The sequence below is a fragment of the Moorena producens 3L genome (assembly GCF_000211815.1).
In the GTDB taxonomy this organism is placed as follows: domain Bacteria; phylum Cyanobacteriota; class Cyanobacteriia; order Cyanobacteriales; family Coleofasciculaceae; genus Moorena; species Moorena producens.
Window position 1 is genome coordinate 329,225 of sequence record NZ_GL890825.1, and the last position, 15,856, is coordinate 345,080.

10 protein-coding genes are annotated in these 15,856 nt (G+C 41.2%); 1 reads left to right on the top strand and 9 read right to left on the bottom strand.

Features of this window, described 5'->3' with window-relative positions:
• Positions 1 to 239 precede the first annotated feature (239 nt).
• The 3 genes from LYNGBM3L_RS04175 to LYNGBM3L_RS04185 form a co-directional block, all read right to left on the bottom strand.
• Positions 240 to 1,304 carry a glycosyltransferase family 4 protein gene (locus LYNGBM3L_RS04175; RefSeq protein WP_044492252.1) on the bottom strand — a complete coding sequence of 355 codons (1,065 nt, stop codon included), beginning with the start codon at positions 1,302 to 1,304 and terminating at the stop codon, positions 240 to 242.
• A 144-nt stretch (positions 1,305 to 1,448) separates the two neighbouring features.
• Positions 1,449 to 2,372, bottom strand: coding sequence for a sulfotransferase family protein (locus tag LYNGBM3L_RS04180; RefSeq protein WP_008179461.1), 924 nt, complete (start codon positions 2,370 to 2,372; stop codon positions 1,449 to 1,451).
• 303 nt (positions 2,373 to 2,675) lie between these two features.
• A complete protein-coding gene (locus LYNGBM3L_RS04185; RefSeq protein ID WP_044492195.1) occupies positions 2,676 to 3,911 on the bottom strand; it encodes a glycosyltransferase in 1,236 nt (411 codons plus the stop codon).
• Positions 3,912 to 4,190: 279 nt separating this feature from the next.
• Here LYNGBM3L_RS04185 and LYNGBM3L_RS46955 point away from each other — a divergent pair, with 279 nt between their 5' ends.
• Positions 4,191 to 4,457 carry a hypothetical protein gene (locus tag LYNGBM3L_RS46955; protein ID WP_143764187.1) on the top strand — a complete coding sequence of 89 codons (267 nt, stop codon included), beginning with the start codon at positions 4,191 to 4,193 and terminating at the stop codon, positions 4,455 to 4,457.
• A gap of 494 nt (positions 4,458 to 4,951) precedes the next feature.
• Here the strand turns inward: LYNGBM3L_RS46955 and LYNGBM3L_RS04195 are convergent, their stop codons facing one another.
• From LYNGBM3L_RS04195 to LYNGBM3L_RS04220, 6 genes are all read right to left on the bottom strand, one after another.
• Positions 4,952 to 6,256: an oligosaccharide flippase family protein gene (locus LYNGBM3L_RS04195; RefSeq protein WP_008179467.1), complete on the bottom strand. Its 1,305-nt coding sequence runs from the start codon at positions 6,254 to 6,256 to the stop codon at positions 4,952 to 4,954.
• 250 nt (positions 6,257 to 6,506) lie between these two features.
• Positions 6,507 to 7,397, bottom strand: coding sequence for a sulfotransferase domain-containing protein (locus LYNGBM3L_RS04200; RefSeq protein WP_008179470.1), 891 nt, complete (start codon positions 7,395 to 7,397; stop codon positions 6,507 to 6,509).
• A gap of 617 nt (positions 7,398 to 8,014) precedes the next feature.
• On the bottom strand, positions 8,015 to 9,109 hold the full coding sequence (locus LYNGBM3L_RS04205; protein ID WP_008179474.1) for a glycosyltransferase family 2 protein: 1,095 nt from the start codon (positions 9,107 to 9,109) through the stop codon (positions 8,015 to 8,017).
• Positions 9,106 to 10,353 (bottom strand): O-antigen ligase family protein, encoded by a 1,248-nt coding sequence (locus LYNGBM3L_RS04210; RefSeq protein WP_008179476.1) that lies wholly within the window; start codon positions 10,351 to 10,353, stop codon positions 9,106 to 9,108. Before LYNGBM3L_RS04210 ends, LYNGBM3L_RS04205 begins: the two co-directional genes overlap by 4 nt.
• A 540-nt stretch (positions 10,354 to 10,893) precedes the next feature.
• The gene (locus tag LYNGBM3L_RS04215; protein ID WP_008179478.1) at positions 10,894 to 12,567 is read right to left on the bottom strand and encodes an alkaline phosphatase family protein; all 1,674 of its coding nucleotides are present in this window, start codon (positions 12,565 to 12,567) and stop codon (positions 10,894 to 10,896) included.
• A gap of 378 nt (positions 12,568 to 12,945) precedes the next feature.
• Complete coding sequence (locus tag LYNGBM3L_RS04220; RefSeq protein WP_229414294.1) at positions 12,946 to 15,126, bottom strand: GumC family protein; 2,181 nt, start codon at positions 15,124 to 15,126, stop codon at positions 12,946 to 12,948.
• Between the last annotated feature and the right edge of the window lie 730 nt (positions 15,127 to 15,856).

Below are 15,856 nucleotides of genomic sequence, written 5' to 3' on the forward strand. Positions count from 1 at the left end.
TTTTGTAAAAAATGCCGGAATTTATGGTAAAAAAATATCGGTTTAGTTATCTCAATAAGACCAATAAACATGATAAGCTTACCGTAAGCATATGCGCTACGCACACGCTACTTGAGGTGCTTTAAGCTCATGCTTACGGTTTTAAACCGATTTTTTTAACCCCAAAAAACTAATTGATCTAGTGAGATAGCACAGGAATTTTTCAGGCATCAATGAAATTGATAATTATAGTTCAGCTATTACGATTTATTCATTCTTTTTATGGAGTAGTTGGCAATTTCATTGTAGGCATTAATCGTTTGATTGGCTAGTTCTTGCCAATCAAAAGCGTCTAGGGGAGCTTGTTCTGGACGGGGAGTGTTTAACGCCCAATCTAAAGCGTTTTCAATGTCATAATCAGTAATTTCTCCTGTATAGGTATAGACCCATTCTTCACCAACTTGGTCTTGAACTTCAGGGAGAGCGCCAATTTTAGGAACTAATATGGGTAGGTTAAAAGAGAGGGCTAAGAAAGCACTACCAGAGTTTAAAATCTCGCGGTACGGCAAAATAACTAAGTCAGCAGCACTAAAGTACCATTGCATATGGTCTTGGGGTATGAAATTTAGGTTAATTCGGACTCGTTTATCTAAGGCGGATTCCCTTTCAATTTCTGCTGCTAATTCAGGAAATTCTGGACTACCCACAATGTAGAGTATGGCTTCTGGGTCAAAAAACTGTCGGAAAACTCGCATCAATTTAGGAGCATTTTTGTAAGGTCTAATTTTACCAAACAAAAGCAATACTTTCGCCGAAGTTGGAATTCCTAGGTAATGGCGAGCTTCTTGAGAACTGACTTGATTAGAATACTGCCCTCGGTAGTGACCATGGGGTACTACAAAACCAGGAATATTCTTTAACTGAGGGAAGCGCTCTTGGGCAGATTTCATCCCAGTTTTGCTAAGGTTAATGTAACCATCCAACTGCCTTGTAAAGGCTTTCCAAAACCAAGCCTCTAGTTGCGGGTAAAGCTGTTCATGAGAGGCTAAGTTGTGTACTGTCCAGACAATTTTTGTACCCCGCCAGCGAGCCAAAATCATCAAGAAGAATAGAGCTAACGTTTTTGCGATCGCTCTGAAGAAGTTAGGTTCATTTAAGTTTCGTTCTGGCCAGTGCCGATGCCAGATAGAATAATCATTTATCAGCAATTTTTTAGGAGAAAACTCATGGACATCAACCCCCAAAGTAGCCAGGTGGGTGTAAACTAGCCACGTATAAGGGTTTTTGTCACGATCTTTAAAGGCTGGTTGGGCAAGAATTTTCATATTGCACCTACTCCATTGAGCTTTGGTTAACTTTAGAGCTGCCGTTACTTGCAACCTACTACGTAAACCTTGAAATCCAGTACCAGTCAAGGTGTCTACCGCCAACTACTTCATAGCTTTAAAAAAACCTAAACGATCTCAGGTTTATAGTGACCAGAATTGATCAGACTGATAAAATGGTATATCGAATATTTTAACATAATTACGCACAACATCGACTTCAGATTGGGTCATCGTTTGTTTCCATTTATTTATTTGTTGGGTGCTTATACGTACCTTGGAATAACGACCAGGTATATTGTTAGTTGAACTCTGGAGTACATGGTTTTCTACCCGCCTATTCCATGGCAATTCAAACTTCTCAAATAGCTCTTTGAACTTACCAATAGGGTCTAAGCATAAGTCCTCATAAAAGACCAATAACCATTCAGGATTTCGAGACAATGCATCGGCTACAACACGATGTCTTGCTGCCCAGATAGCTGCAAAGATTTCTATGGGCGTTTTTGCTTGCTCTATCACTGAGCGGTAGGGTTCGAGATGATCTTCAAATAAGCTAGATTGATCTAATAGAGTATCTCGGGAAAGCTCAGCAGGAGTTTCTTTGTTAATTTCTGATAATACGGTGGGGCAAGGATGTCGAACAATTACCAATAGTTTTGGATTGTAGCGCTTGAAAACCCACTCGATGGACATCAGAGATGCTACATCTTTCACGATAATTTGATAATTAGGCAGTGCTCTAGCCCAGAAACCTCGGTACCAAGCGCCTCCAAAAGGTAGACCTTTGAAGACATTATCAAAAGCATTTTCAAGCAAGTCATCTCGCTCACCAGGTCGTGTATATCGGAACCATGTTTCCATGTTACCTTTTCCAGTAATCTCTGGATTACATGGCTCGTAGTAGTATATAGCACGATTTGCGGTGGACAATGTTTTCCCGACCCAACTTGTACCGCTGCGACCATGACCTAAAATCAAAATTGGGCGTTTACCAACTTGCCAGTGATTCAAAAACCACGAGGTAAGATAGTAGCTGGTATTAGTAATTAAACGTTGTTTCCTCATTTATCTTTTACTGAATTGACAGTTAATATTTTGATTTTTACTCAAGCAATCAGAGGTTTAGTGGTGTTTTTTTATATAAACCTCGAAATACTGCTCAAGTCTGCTAACTAAAAGGCTAACTAAAAGGCTAACTAAAATTTAATCACCACTAAACACTAAAATAGTAGAAAAACTATCAATTTTTAGCGATATAGTGTTTCTCATAGTTATGAGGTAAAGTAAATTTTTCTAACCCCTACTTCCTAGTCCATAGTCCAATTAAACCCAAGGGCTTCGTACCTCACCCAATTGAGAACTGCTAGATCAAGATTTAGCTTGAGCTAACTGGTTAGACTTTGAAAGTGAAACCAGACAATCTAGTTCCGAAATAACGCCTTCTATTGCTTTATAACCAAATAAGTCCTCAAGCACACCTGGATTAACATTATCCCTAAAAGGATGGGACAAAAATCTGATAATTGCTTCTGCAAAGGATGACTTATCTACAGCAATTTCAAAGTAGTGATGAACCTCTTCTGGTAGACCTGCTATTCCCTGTGGTGTAGAAACAATCGGTCTACCAGAAACCAGCATTTCTAGGGACTTTATACTAACGCCACTCCCAGCTGAAACTGGATTAATGAGAACGCGCCCGGACTTGTATACTTCTGTAGAAGACACTGGATTTATTTTCAGATCAACTTCTGCAGTTTCCTCACATAGCTGCCTAACGTGCTGGACAGGATTTGAACCCGCTATTAAAACAGTAAATGTTGGTAACGCCAAACGTATCATCGGCATAACTTGGGTAATAAACCAGATTATTCCCGCTACATTGTTGTCCGAAAAGAGGTTACCCAAAAAAACGATATCATAGACAGGATTGGTGCTTAGTTTATCTCTGGATATTGCTTCCCTATTCTCTTCATGAAACTCAATCAGAGGCGGTAAGTAGCGACCATTGGTCAATCCTTGACTTCTCCAAAAATTTAGGTCATCTAGGGAGATATCGTAAAATAAAGTACTATTTTTTAGTAAATTTGTTTCATAGGTTTCCAAGTTAGACAGTGATAAATATCGTTTGAGCTTGTTTAACCCTTTGGCAGACGCAAGTTTTCGCTTATAGTACAAATGCTCGATATTGTGAGAGCGAATAACCAGCAGCAGATTCAAGTGTTGACTTAACTGATTTGCTACTTCTCCACCGTGAATACCATCCAGGAATATAACATCAGGATTAAACCCAGCCACATCAGACAGTAATAGCTTGAATTCTTTACCTCTAACAATTCTAGATGTAACTTCCAAAGGATACTTGAGTAAGTCAATTATCCGCCGAATAAAAGAACCGACTGTCCTTGGAAACTTTATAAAAAAAACTTGCTTGGCATACTTCCTAATTTCCAGGACTTCCTCTGGTTTTGGAGTATGGCTACACCAGCAGATAACTTGTATATCAGTCCCTAAATTAGAGAAAGCTTTTATCCTTCGCCACATGTCTAATCGCGCCCCATGGATGGGCGGATAGGGAATATCATGGCATACTAATGTAATCTTCATAATAGCGCTACTCTTCCTCTCAGTTGTTTGCTCCTATAGAATTAGTCATGATAATTATCAGCAGTGACTTGGAATTATTCAATAACCTAGATTTTTCATAAATTAAGCAGATTTAAACTAATGTATAATTTCACTATATTATCAAGATATATGCTCAATAATAGTTAGGGAAATTTCCCACTTGATCTTGACAAAATATATCGAGAGCACTAGTTAAATACAAATTATTTTTTTGTTAGCAATATCCAAGGATTTGAGTAGTTCAGATTTTGAAAAGATATGAATCGGAAATCCGTCGGCAATATAACCCTTTGTATTAATCGGAGCAATATAGTAGTCAGGGGTTGGAAGCGATGCAGCGCGGTCTTGGGGAGGCAGTGCGGTCTTGGGGGTTCCCCCCATGAGCAACTGCCGTGGTTTCCACGGGGCTTACAGCGATGCAGCGCGGTCTTGGGGGTTTCCCCCATGAGCGACTGCATCAAGACAGGTGCGGACGCAGGTTCCGCACACAGAACCCAAACCATGAGCGACTGCATCAAGAATTGAGGAATTTTGGTGATGCTAGTCATACACTATAAATACTTTAGAGTCACTGGAGGAACTACTTGATGAACAGGAGTAGGCAAAGTCTTGTAGACTAAGTATTCACCTAACTCCTACCTGCCATAGTAGGGCGGTCTAGTTGATCACTGGCTATCTTTGATTCCTTACGAGATTTGTCAAAAGCACGAGCAATAGCATTTTACCCAGACTTTAGTTAGAAGTCCGAGGTAGGAATTAAAAGCAAGGCAACGTGCTGATTGGCTTTGCCAGAGACTTATTGCTAGCTCTAGTTGATTGTAAGAGAATATCCGTAAAAATTATGTAAAGCTTTATTAAAGAAAGTGAAATTTCATCCTAAGTAACAGCAAATTTTTTGTAAAAATCAGCCAAGGTCATGAGTAATGGTGATCCGATTACCGATTACCCATGAGCAATTAGCTATGAGCAATTACCCAAGAATGTTATGTTGCATCCCTCTTAGAGAAAGGGGATAAAGATTAATGTTCCGATTCTTGAAGGCGCTTGCTTCTAGTCACCTCTTGCCGATATAAGACAAACACTAATAGCCATAAGCTGAGCATCCTCAAGGAATCTGAGGTTAAACTTGACCAGGCAGCTCCCTTCCATGAATACAGAGGAATTAACCAAAGGTTTAACGAAAAGTTCAACAGAGCTGCCGTTACTTGTATGCTACTACGCAACCCTTGAAATCCAGCACCAGTTAGGGTGTCCGCCGCAAAAAACTGCATGGCTTTAAAAAACGGTATCGGTGCTAACCAACGTAAGGCATTGACTACCTCACTATAGTCTTCACCTATGATGTAGGGTACCATTGGAGCCGAGATAAACAACCCGATACCAGCAGCTATTCCGTACATACCAGCAATTGGTGATAGACGCTTGGCCAGATTGAGACTTCCCCGGATGCCAGCGGCTCCCTTCTGAAAAAACTTGGCATAGGAAGCGGCTAACAGAGATTGTACAGGGACAAATGCCACATCAATTAAACGGTATGCAGCAGCATATATACCTGTAGCTTGTAATGTAGAAAGACGCGCCAGCATGGTTTTATCTACATTGTTGTTAACCGTTTCAGCACAAAGGTTGACAGAAAAGTAGAATCCCTGAAGCATCTCCGGCTTGATCTTTGATATTGCCAATTTAGGAGTTCCTAACATCCGATGTACCATCAGAAATCCAACCCCAGCTGCTATTGCTGTACTAGCCAGATATAAAGCTGCCCAAACTACAATATCTGATGTCTGAAAGAAGCTGACAAAACAAAGTGTTGCCACTAAGTTTTTTAGACTGAGTAAAAAATGAATCTGGGCGGTGTGCTTAAGCTGACTGACCGCGATAAATGCCTGACCAGCGGTGGCTAAAATTTTCAAAAAGAGTAAGTCAGACAAAAATACCAAAAATATTAGCAGGGGCGACGTTCCTTGAGGTAAAATAGCTGGAGCTATAAGCATAACTAAGGCAATTAGCACCAAACTAGAGGTAAAAACCATCAACAGCGCATTGCCCCAGTATTCCTTGAATAAGGCTCGGTTTCTAGAGACATTTTTAATTAAAACATCTCCACTACCCCAGGTAGCAAAAGGTGATATAATCGCCGCTAAAGCCGTCAAACTAGCAAACAGACCATACTGTTGAGCACCGAGGGTACGAGCAATAATCACGAAATAGGCCGCTTGGACAATCATCTTCAGAAATTTAGCCAATAGCATCCACAAGGTGTTACGTACTAGGGATTTCTGAAATATGCCAATGAGCCTGGATTTGAGGGATTGAAAATTCATATCAAGTAGTTTGGATCATACCTTTTTGCTGCCAGGATTATCTGCCAAGTTGGTAACTGATCGAAAATCATCTCTGATTACCCAGACTAAGAAGACAATCAGCGAATTATTGGTATGACTTATACCAAGTTGCCATCGAAGATATTACTCTAAAAGTTAGCATCATAATATCTCTGAAGGCAACTTATATATTATCTGATTTATCCCTACTTATATGGCTAATTTTTTATTATCCTCACCCTTAGGCTGACTAGCTGCTTAATCCCACTAATTCTTTGCTGTGCCATGCCGATATCTCCCGCCTTAATAATTTGAAGAGCTTTTGATTGTCATTGGCATAGATAGTGTAGAGTTTTTGAATCGCTGATGGACTGGGTCGAAGCTTTTGGTGTTGTAAGGGTAAGCGCTGATCAACACGATTAATCAAGCCACGCATAAATGGGAAACGGGTTCCGAGATAACGAGCAATTGGTGAACTAGTGCTTTTATGGACTTTTTTATACTTTTTACTAAAATCAAACGAAGAATCTATCTCAAGGAATTCACAAACCTTTTTCAGAGAATCGTCTGAGTTTTGAGCAATGTCTTCTTCAAAGACTAGAATTAGCATTTGCTTAGGATCGAAGTAGTCATAGTAGCCTTGCAGTTGGCGATAATATCGTCCCATGTCGATGATGCCATAGCGCTCAACTAGGGGTTGTTGATCACCAACTAATAGTTCATCAAGGTCATCATTGAGAGATATAGCTCCATTTTTGATAAAGTGATTTATAGCAGCAATGGCTCGTTCAACTGGATTTCTTAGGACTACAATAAGCTTTGCTTCAGGCAATGTTTCGTAGATCAGCCGATGGGAATAGGGAATTTCTTCGAGGGGGTCATAGTAGACTTTACCCTGGGCATCAGGCAATGGATCGATCCATAAGTAATTAGGAGTTTTTTCTCCAATAACTTTTTCTCCATTAACATCAGCAAAATGGTTTTTATACCATTCAATACCTTGATTGAGATTATAGGTCTTATTAAAGTAATGAATCTCATTTCCAGGTATAAATACCTCAGGATGTTCCCTGAGATTATGGGCTAACCAGGTAGTTCCAGCCTTTTGGGCTCCAATGATTAAAAAGTTCGGTAAAGTCACTAAAAACTGTCTCGTAATATCGAACTGCTATTTCGCCGTTGTTAATTATACCTAGATTAAAATCTATAAAACAATTGACTATATTGCTGATTATCCTAAGTAATTTAGCTGATTATCTCTACGCAAATTTAGGTATTAATACGGATTATTTTCCCTAACTAGAGAATAATTTGAGTAAGAAATCATGACCTTATTATATAAGACTATTAACTAGTATACTTTTGGGTAATTATTACTACCCAGCTCCTACCAATTATTTAAGATATATTAACCAGGAGTTAATCAGGGTAAACGCATCTAATTTGGTATAAATGGTAACAGACAAAAATATCATTAACTCAATTTTTTGGGTAAATTCCCATAAATCCCATCCTAAATCAGTTTTTTTGTTCAAAGTCAGCGGAAAATTCGTTGACTTTGAACAAAAATCAAAGTCGGATTTGCGTACGCAACCAGAATGTAGAGTACTCTCAAATCGACCTTGGATAACACGGCCAATAATTGAGAATAAATTGGGCTTATTGATAATAACCAGGGTGATTCTAGATTTTTGATACTATTGTTTACTTTTTAACTGTAAGTTTTGATACAAATTTCGATGCGTTTACCCTGAGGAGTTAATCCGTAACTTGTTGATAAGTCAAGATGCGTATAACTCTGCGGATTATTTTTGCTAGCCAGAGAATAATTTTAGGACGAGATGCTGAACTAAGGGGCCAATAAATTACTGGTTTTACAAGACTATAGGGCATTAGTCCTACCCACAGGAACCAATGACTCCAGAGTAGCTTCTTTTTCCAATTAAATTTAGAATATTTCCAGATTGAGCAATATCCTTTGTAAGCTAAGACTACAGGGGAATCAGAAGCAAAAGGATGATGGTGAGGATCTAGTCGTAAAGAAGCGATACGGTGAATCAAATGATTGGGGTCACGAAAGCTCAAATCCGGGCATACGTGATAGCCGAACTCAGTCGCCTTGCTTACTAAATAGTTATACTTGATAAAATCATGGTTGATAGACCGACGAAACCGTTCAATGGGAATGGTTCCCTTAGAAAAAGCCCACAAATTCTTCCCATGTTGTCGGTATGCCCCAAGGGGTTTTTCAATCGATACCACTTGCCCATAAAATGGGTTCAGGGTGACTAGATAACCATCAGCAGCTATGGTAAAATCAGATTCGGGTATAGGAAAAATTTGAGCTAGTGCTGACCGTGCAAAACTATTGCCACTGGTTACAGTACTGCTGTACTTTCCCTTCTCCAACAAAATTGGCCAAACGGTGCCACTATCAAATGTTATGTCTGGAGCTGGATGGATACCAATAAATTCACTAAGGGCATTGACCAACTCTAAACGATATTGCACCTGAACTACCCCTGGTTTCCAAACGGCTACCACTTCGGACACCGCATTAGGGAATAAGTAATCATCAGCATCTAAAAAAATTACAATCTCCCCACGGCTGACATAAAAACCGGCATTGAGCGCTGATGCTTGCCCACCATTTTTTTTGAGGATAGGAGTAATTTGCTCACCGTAGCTATTGATAATATCCTGAGAGTTGTCAGTGGACTCATCATCCACCACAATGACTTCGGTATTTGGATAAGTCTGACTCAGGCTACTGTCAATTGCTTGAGGTAGAAACTGACCGTAATTGTAGTTGTTGATTACAATGCTGACTAATAACTGACAGTTTTCATTCATTTCAATAGGTTTTGTTGTCGCTCTAATGGAATAAGCACCGAAAGAGCTACAGATGTGTATAGCACCCAAAAGATATTGTTTTGTATCATCACTGATGTCTCTGTGATATTGGCTAACACGGTATAGGTTAATAACAATAATGGCCAGAGATTCTCTGATGTTTTACTTACACGAAGCCAAGCAATAGCTCTTAGTAAACTAAAACTAAATCCAATTAGGTAGATTAATACTCCCAAGATTCCTAAAGCTAGCCATAGGTCGAGCAAGCCGTTGTGGGCGTTGGGAGCTGGCCACAATACTGCACGCCAGACATAGGCAGATTCACCATTCAAGCCATTCCAGAATGAACCATAGCCATAACCGAACCACGGCTGTTTCTCAATCATGTCCAACACGAAGGGCCATAGCTTTGTACGACCGGTTAAGGTAGCATCTTTACCGATTGCACCTAGCAAAGCGTCTGCATTATCTAGCAACCAGATTAAGACGCTGCCTCCGAATGTTGTCATGGCAAATATAGCCGGAATCAGTAAGTAATATCGCCACCGTAACATCCGGTATAGATATAGAGATAATAACATAATTATAAGACTAACCAGTGCAGTTTTTGAAGTTGTAAATAGTAAAAGAATTACGGCAAAGCCAAACCCCCCCCACAACAGTAAATTATTTTTTTTGCCCCGAATAGCTAGGAGCAAAAATACGACTGCACTGGGCACCATTACTTTGCCAAGAACATTTTTATGGACGTAGATTCCTCGCCAAGTTCCAGCATGAACTCCCCCCATAATCCCGTATTTCGGCAGAGCCACAATAAACAGAAAACTGAGCAATATTGCTACTCCGAACGCCCAACCCAGCATTTCTAGCTGTTCTTTCATGGTGTAGCGACTGGCGAGGTAAACACCAAACAAGGTTGTGCCAATTAGGGCAACAGCACGGTTGATAGTCGTTGTTGGTTCAGAAGACCAGAAAACAGATACTACTGCTATCCCCACCAACAGACTCAGCCACCTATCTTTACTGAGGACATAAAGTACCTTTTTCCACCGTAGTGTTAGGAGGAAAAAGGTAACGAGATAAATTAATACGAACAGCAATCTACTGAGGGAGGAATCAAATTCTTGTATGACATCCCCCTCACTTCTGCCTCCTGATAAAATTACAGTGAGTACTCCTCCTGAATAGAGCACCAAGGAAACAGTAGTGAAAATCGGTTCAAAAAATGCCAAAATTTTTCTCATGAACCTTGGTTTATAGCAAAAAATTGTAGGTATACTATTGTAGTCATAATGTTATATGCAAAAAGTTACTAATTCAGAACTTATATCATGTTTGGAGGCTTCTTTGTGGTATAATGAAACTAGCCATATAAATGTAGCAAGCTTGCTGGGGAAGGAATAGGCAAGTTTCGCCACGATTATGGCATTTCAAAACCATGATATTGCTTGACTTCACAGGTTTTTTAAACCCTGACCTAAGAGTAATAATACTCCTAAACTTGATATTAAGCAGTGATTATTTTCTACAAAAGCTTACTTTATACAAAAATTGTTTTAGTGAAAAGATAACCTGTATACAAAACCTGATCTAAATCTGCAAGTATAGGATTTCAATGGGTTAATCCTATACTTGCGAACTAGGGCAATGGATGGCATTGTTTCAAGTTAGTATTATCTGGCCAGCTAAGAGTGAATCTACACCCTTAAACCTGCTGAATCTAAGAGGCTCAGGAATTACCCAGATAGGGAAATGAAACCCTATCCCTAGGGTTGATTTATATGTCAAGCTGAGATGGATAAAGTCGGACTAACTAGAGATTTGCCATCAAAGTAGTCAGGAATCGGTGCTCCCATCAACCTCAAGATGGTTGGGGCTATATCTACAGGATGAGCCTCTGGCAAACTAGAACCTGGGGTTATTCCTGGTCCAGTTGCCATCAAGAAGCCTCTGGCTCGGTGACCACCAGGACGATTATAGGTAATTGGACCAATGCGTCCCACATCAGGACTATCCACTACATCTGTGGGACACTCGTGCCATACGACTACTAGGTCAGCATCTGGCAGTTTGGGGTTATCATCTGTGGCTACGTTATGGGTGCGCACTACTTGTTTAACTAATGGTTCTCCTGTCCTACCATCGGTAAGGCGATAAAGGAAGTCTGTTAGGTTATCGCACAGAGCATCATACTCGGAAGGCTCAACAATACCATCTCGTTCCCGTCCTTTGAGGTTGATGCGAATATGTCCATCAGCAAAGGCCGGTAAAGCAAAGGCTTTCATCTTGGGCCACAGGGGAGTATATAGAGTAGCTGGCATCCAACCCAATTGCACTCTGTGCTTCATGAGGGGATAAGGAGAGAGTAAACCGTGCTGGCCAGATTGTAAAAAGGCTTTATGGGTCCAGGTGTTGAACAACTGCTTAATGGGATTGGGTTCATAAATCTGTCGCCATACTTCCCCTGGCCAAGAGTTGCGGATTGGACGAGTAATTGGTGGTGGGGGAGTGACTCCGATTTTGCTGGGAGTAATGGCATACTTGCCAGGGAAGTTATACCGATAGACCAATTCTGGCAGGAACATCATGCTCATCAAGTCGGTAACATTGGCAGCCATGCCATGAACTGCGAAACACAAGATATAGGCATCCTTAGGCGCAGCAGCGATAATTTTTGCGATCGCATCATCCACCGCTTCAAAGATTTTCAGCATGGGGTCTCCAGCCTTACCATTCTTTTTGCTCTGGTAAGGGTAGAGCTGGTGATCTGGTTGGCTGCGGTCCCACAGGTCATGACCAGCACTGTGAGTTTCACCGAAAGCGGTCACGAACAAGTCCCACGGTTCACGCTGAAGTAAATCCCGACAAATCTCTGAGCGGGTGGAGATACTAGTTTTTAGAGCTTGCTGAATCCATTTAAAATAAACTGGATCCCACCAGCGACCATTATCTTTATGGAGCACTGGGTTTTTGCCGTATTGGGCAATAATATTGGGCAATAATTCCGGCGGTTGGGAATGGCTTGGCACAAAGGGATAATGTCCCCCCCAACCCAAAATTTGTAAGCCATTAATTTGATCTGACAGTGCTGATACTGGTACATCAAAGGCAGCAACCCGGTAGTCATCCCCTAAGGCATAAAAGGGATTATATTCTTTATAATCGTATCCACTATAAATTTTGTCGCAGACTACTTTATAAGTGTCTGGATAAAATTTTATCGTATCCCAAAAACCGGTTTTATCTGGTAAACAACCGGTAGAAAACATCACCCACAAGGGTTCAGTGGAGGAAAATTCAACTGTCTTCTTGTTGTAGTTAACGGTATTGTTCAGGCGACCATAGATTCCTTGTTGCCGTATTTTGTTGAGGGTCTTCAGATGTCCTTGGGACATCCAATTCTCCAACAATAGCGGGTCAGCTGCATCCAGTCCAATAGCAATTACAGGGGTTTTCATGATAGTTTTTTAGATAACTTTTTAGATAAAAGTAAACCTAATCTATAAAAGCATGACGATCATGTCGGCTTGACTAATCATCAATATTACTAATCGGTAAATTGGTAGTTGATGATTATCTAGTTTAGGATTACTGATTAGTAATTACCTATTCCCAAACATCCTATTTGGTTGGGTAAGTAATTAACCGGATTTGATAGTTTAATAATAATGCTTAATTGCTCACTATATTCATCAGTTAAGTAGTTATTTATTAATTCATAAAAAAATAGGTGTTTAGTCTATTTATAGTCTGGATTGATCCAGGGTATTCAATCATTAATTTATAGTGTTTTTTTGTCTAGGGAATAGGGAGTATTCATAATTCATAGTTTTGAATCATCTCCGGGAAACATTCGAGGTTTTTTTAGTCTGGGCTTGACGCTGTACCAATCTTCTTACTGAGCCATAATGGAAGTATTCCTGTGACTGGTAAAAGTAACCAATGGATTCATCTTTTTGAATGACACCATTAGCCACCAAACCCAAAACCGTCTGACCGGAACTATCTAACATTTGTTTAGCCACATTAGCATTAGCGAAATCCAGCACACCTGGTCGAGCCACCAACAACATGCCATCAGTCATTGGACTTAAGCAAAGGGCATCAGCAGTCAGAAGTAAGGGTGGGGCATCAATAATCACAAAGTCATATTGGGTTGAACATTCCTGAATCAGGGAAGCCATTTGCTTTGAATCCAGGAGTGCCAAAGGATTAGGAGGCATTACCCCAGCGGTGAGAACATCAAGATTTTCCATGGCTTTACAGATGGCAAGCTCTAGAGGCACTTCACCAATCAGTACCTGGCTCAAACCAGCCACATTCATTACTTGCCAAATATAATGCTGACAGGGGTGACGCATATCGGAATCAATCAGCAAAACCCGACGCCCCAGTTGAGCCATAGCAGCGGCCAAGTTTGCTGATACCGTAGATTTGCCTTCCTTGGAAACGGAGCTAGTGACTACAATAACTTTAAGTGGGTGATCAGACCTGAGAAATTTCAGATTCGCTTGAATCATTCGGTAGACTTCACTCACCATGGAATGAGGCTGCTCTGTTACGGGCAATTCCCCTCCGAAAAATAGGTCATCCCGACGACGGGAGAGCTTCTTGTGCTTGAAAACTGGAATCACCCCTAGCACAGGATATCTTAACAACTGCTTGACTTCTTTGAGAGTTTTTATAGAGCGGTCTCTCATTTCCAAGAGCAAGACAGCAGTCGTGGCCAGTGTGACCCCCAACATCACCCCTAGAGCCAACACCTTTATTTTCTTATCACCTAAGGGCTTTTTAGGGACTATTGCTGGCTCAATGATGCGAGCATTAGCGGTATCTTGGTTTTCTGCGACCTTTAATTCATTGAGATTTTTCAACAGGGTTTCATAGGTCAAGCGGGCAGCTTGGACTCGTTGTTCGAGCTGCTGCTGAGTTTGCTCCAACCGAGGAAGAACATTTACCCGTTGTTCATAGGCAATTCTAGCCTTAGCAAGAGTTGATAATCCTTCTGCTAAACTTTGACGTTTGACTTCTGATTCAATAAAATCGTTAATCAGTTTTTGTTTGAGCTGGTCAACTTCTAAAAGCCCTTGAGTAATTTGTATCTGAGTACCAGCCAGACTTTGAGAGCCTAGTATTTGATTAATCTGCTGTTGTAAATGACCTCTGAGGGAGCGTTGCTGCTTGGTGAGCCGAATCATGATCGGGTGATTTTTACCGTAACGATTTTTCGAAACCGCTAATTGCCGCTCAACCTCTTGCAGTTCTTGGAGTACGCCCTGTACTGAAGTAGACTGACTCAGAGCACTGATAGCAATTGCTTGCTGGGGATTAAGACCGACCTGGTTTCTCAAGCCAGCAGCTTGGGCATTGGCTTCTTCAAGTTGAGCTTGAACTGTAGTAATTTGGCTGTCTAAGTCAGCCATCACCGCTACCAAAGACCGGGCTTCTTCTGTGAGGGATACAACCTGATTGCGTTCCTTAAATTGCCGTAGAGCAGCTTCTGCTTGCCTGACATTGGCTTCACTTTGAGGAAGTTGGTTAGTAATAAACTCACGGGCTTTTGCTGCTTCCGACTTTTTGGATAGGATCTGATTCTCTATATAAAGCCTCATTAATTGATTGATCACCGCAGCCCCTTTTTCTGAGTTCTTACCCTTGTAGGAAAGCCTAACCACATCGGTGCCACCCACAATTTTGACAGTGAGCTTTCTTTTGAGGGCTTCCGGTTGCAAAGGTAGACCTTCGTTATCAGTGAGGTTGAGTTGATCAATGATCTGTTGCAGAAGCGGGTGGGAGTAAATCACCTCAACTTCAGTACTCAGAGGGTTCTGGGCATCAACCAGAGGGCGTAACTGGTCAATTTCCTCCCCCAACCCAGTCAAGAAAGCGGTTCGGTCTATCTTAAACAGTAGTTTTCCTTCAGCTTCATAGGAAGGCTTGAGAAACAAGGTAGACCAGGCAGCTGAGATAACTGTAAATAGGAAAATAGCAACTGCTGGCAGCCAACGACGTTTCAATAGCAGTTTGTATTGGCTAAGATCGAGATCTATAGAACTTCTAGACTCCATAAGTTCTTCAGGGGCTCCCCCTAGGTAGATTGCACAATAAAATAATTTTTGGTATTGGTGCGAATTAGCTACCAACCCTGCCATCGGTTAGATGCAACCTATATATGGAAATACTAATAAAATTTAATCATATCAAAAGTCACTCGACATTAAAGAGTTGGTAAATATATGCAAATTTTCCGTGATTCTTGTGAACATAAGAAAGTTAAGGGGCTGACCGGGTGTCGGGTATCGGGCCAACGGGGGTAGGGTTTTGCGACCGATTGTTGTGTCAGTAAGACCAGCAATCCCTAGAGCTGTTGAGTCTTCTATCTTCTGACTTAACCCAAACCCGGTCAGCCGTCAGCCATCAGCCGTCAGCCATCAGCCGTCAGCTTATTTTATTCAAAAACACCGATTGCGCTACTTGAGGTGCTGCGCGAACAGTAGCGATGCAGTGGCCTCACGGGGGTTTCCCCCACTCGCGCTTTGGATCAAGACAGCGTGCGCTATGGGCATAAAGTGTTCGGTGTAGCGTGGCCACAGGCCTTTGGCTGTTCGGTGTAGCGTGGGCATTAGCTGATACGCGACACGCTGATAGCTGAATGCTTACGGTCAGCCTAACCCCGCTGGCTCCATTTCTGGCTAAACTTTTACCAGATTGAACCATTCTGTTGGCCAGTGAGTCTAAATAACATCG

Excerpts from the sequence above, each read along its gene's own strand:
- LYNGBM3L_RS04175 (WP_044492252.1), bottom strand. The coding sequence starts at position 1,304 with ATGAAAATTCTTGCCCAACCAGCCTTTAAAGATCGTGACAAAAACCCT.
- LYNGBM3L_RS04180 (WP_008179461.1), bottom strand. The coding sequence starts at position 2,372 with ATGAGGAAACAACGTTTAATTACTAATACCAGCTACTATCTTACCTCG.
- LYNGBM3L_RS04185 (WP_044492195.1), bottom strand. The coding sequence starts at position 3,911 with ATGAAGATTACATTAGTATGCCATGATATTCCCTATCCGCCCATCCAT.
- LYNGBM3L_RS46955 (WP_143764187.1), top strand. The coding sequence starts at position 4,191 with ATGAATCGGAAATCCGTCGGCAATATAACCCTTTGTATTAATCGGAGC.
- LYNGBM3L_RS04195 (WP_008179467.1), bottom strand. The coding sequence starts at position 6,256 with ATGAATTTTCAATCCCTCAAATCCAGGCTCATTGGCATATTTCAGAAA.
- LYNGBM3L_RS04205 (WP_008179474.1), bottom strand. The coding sequence starts at position 9,109 with ATGAATGAAAACTGTCAGTTATTAGTCAGCATTGTAATCAACAACTAC.
- LYNGBM3L_RS04210 (WP_008179476.1), bottom strand. The coding sequence starts at position 10,353 with ATGAGAAAAATTTTGGCATTTTTTGAACCGATTTTCACTACTGTTTCC.
- LYNGBM3L_RS04215 (WP_008179478.1), bottom strand. The coding sequence starts at position 12,567 with ATGAAAACCCCTGTAATTGCTATTGGACTGGATGCAGCTGACCCGCTA.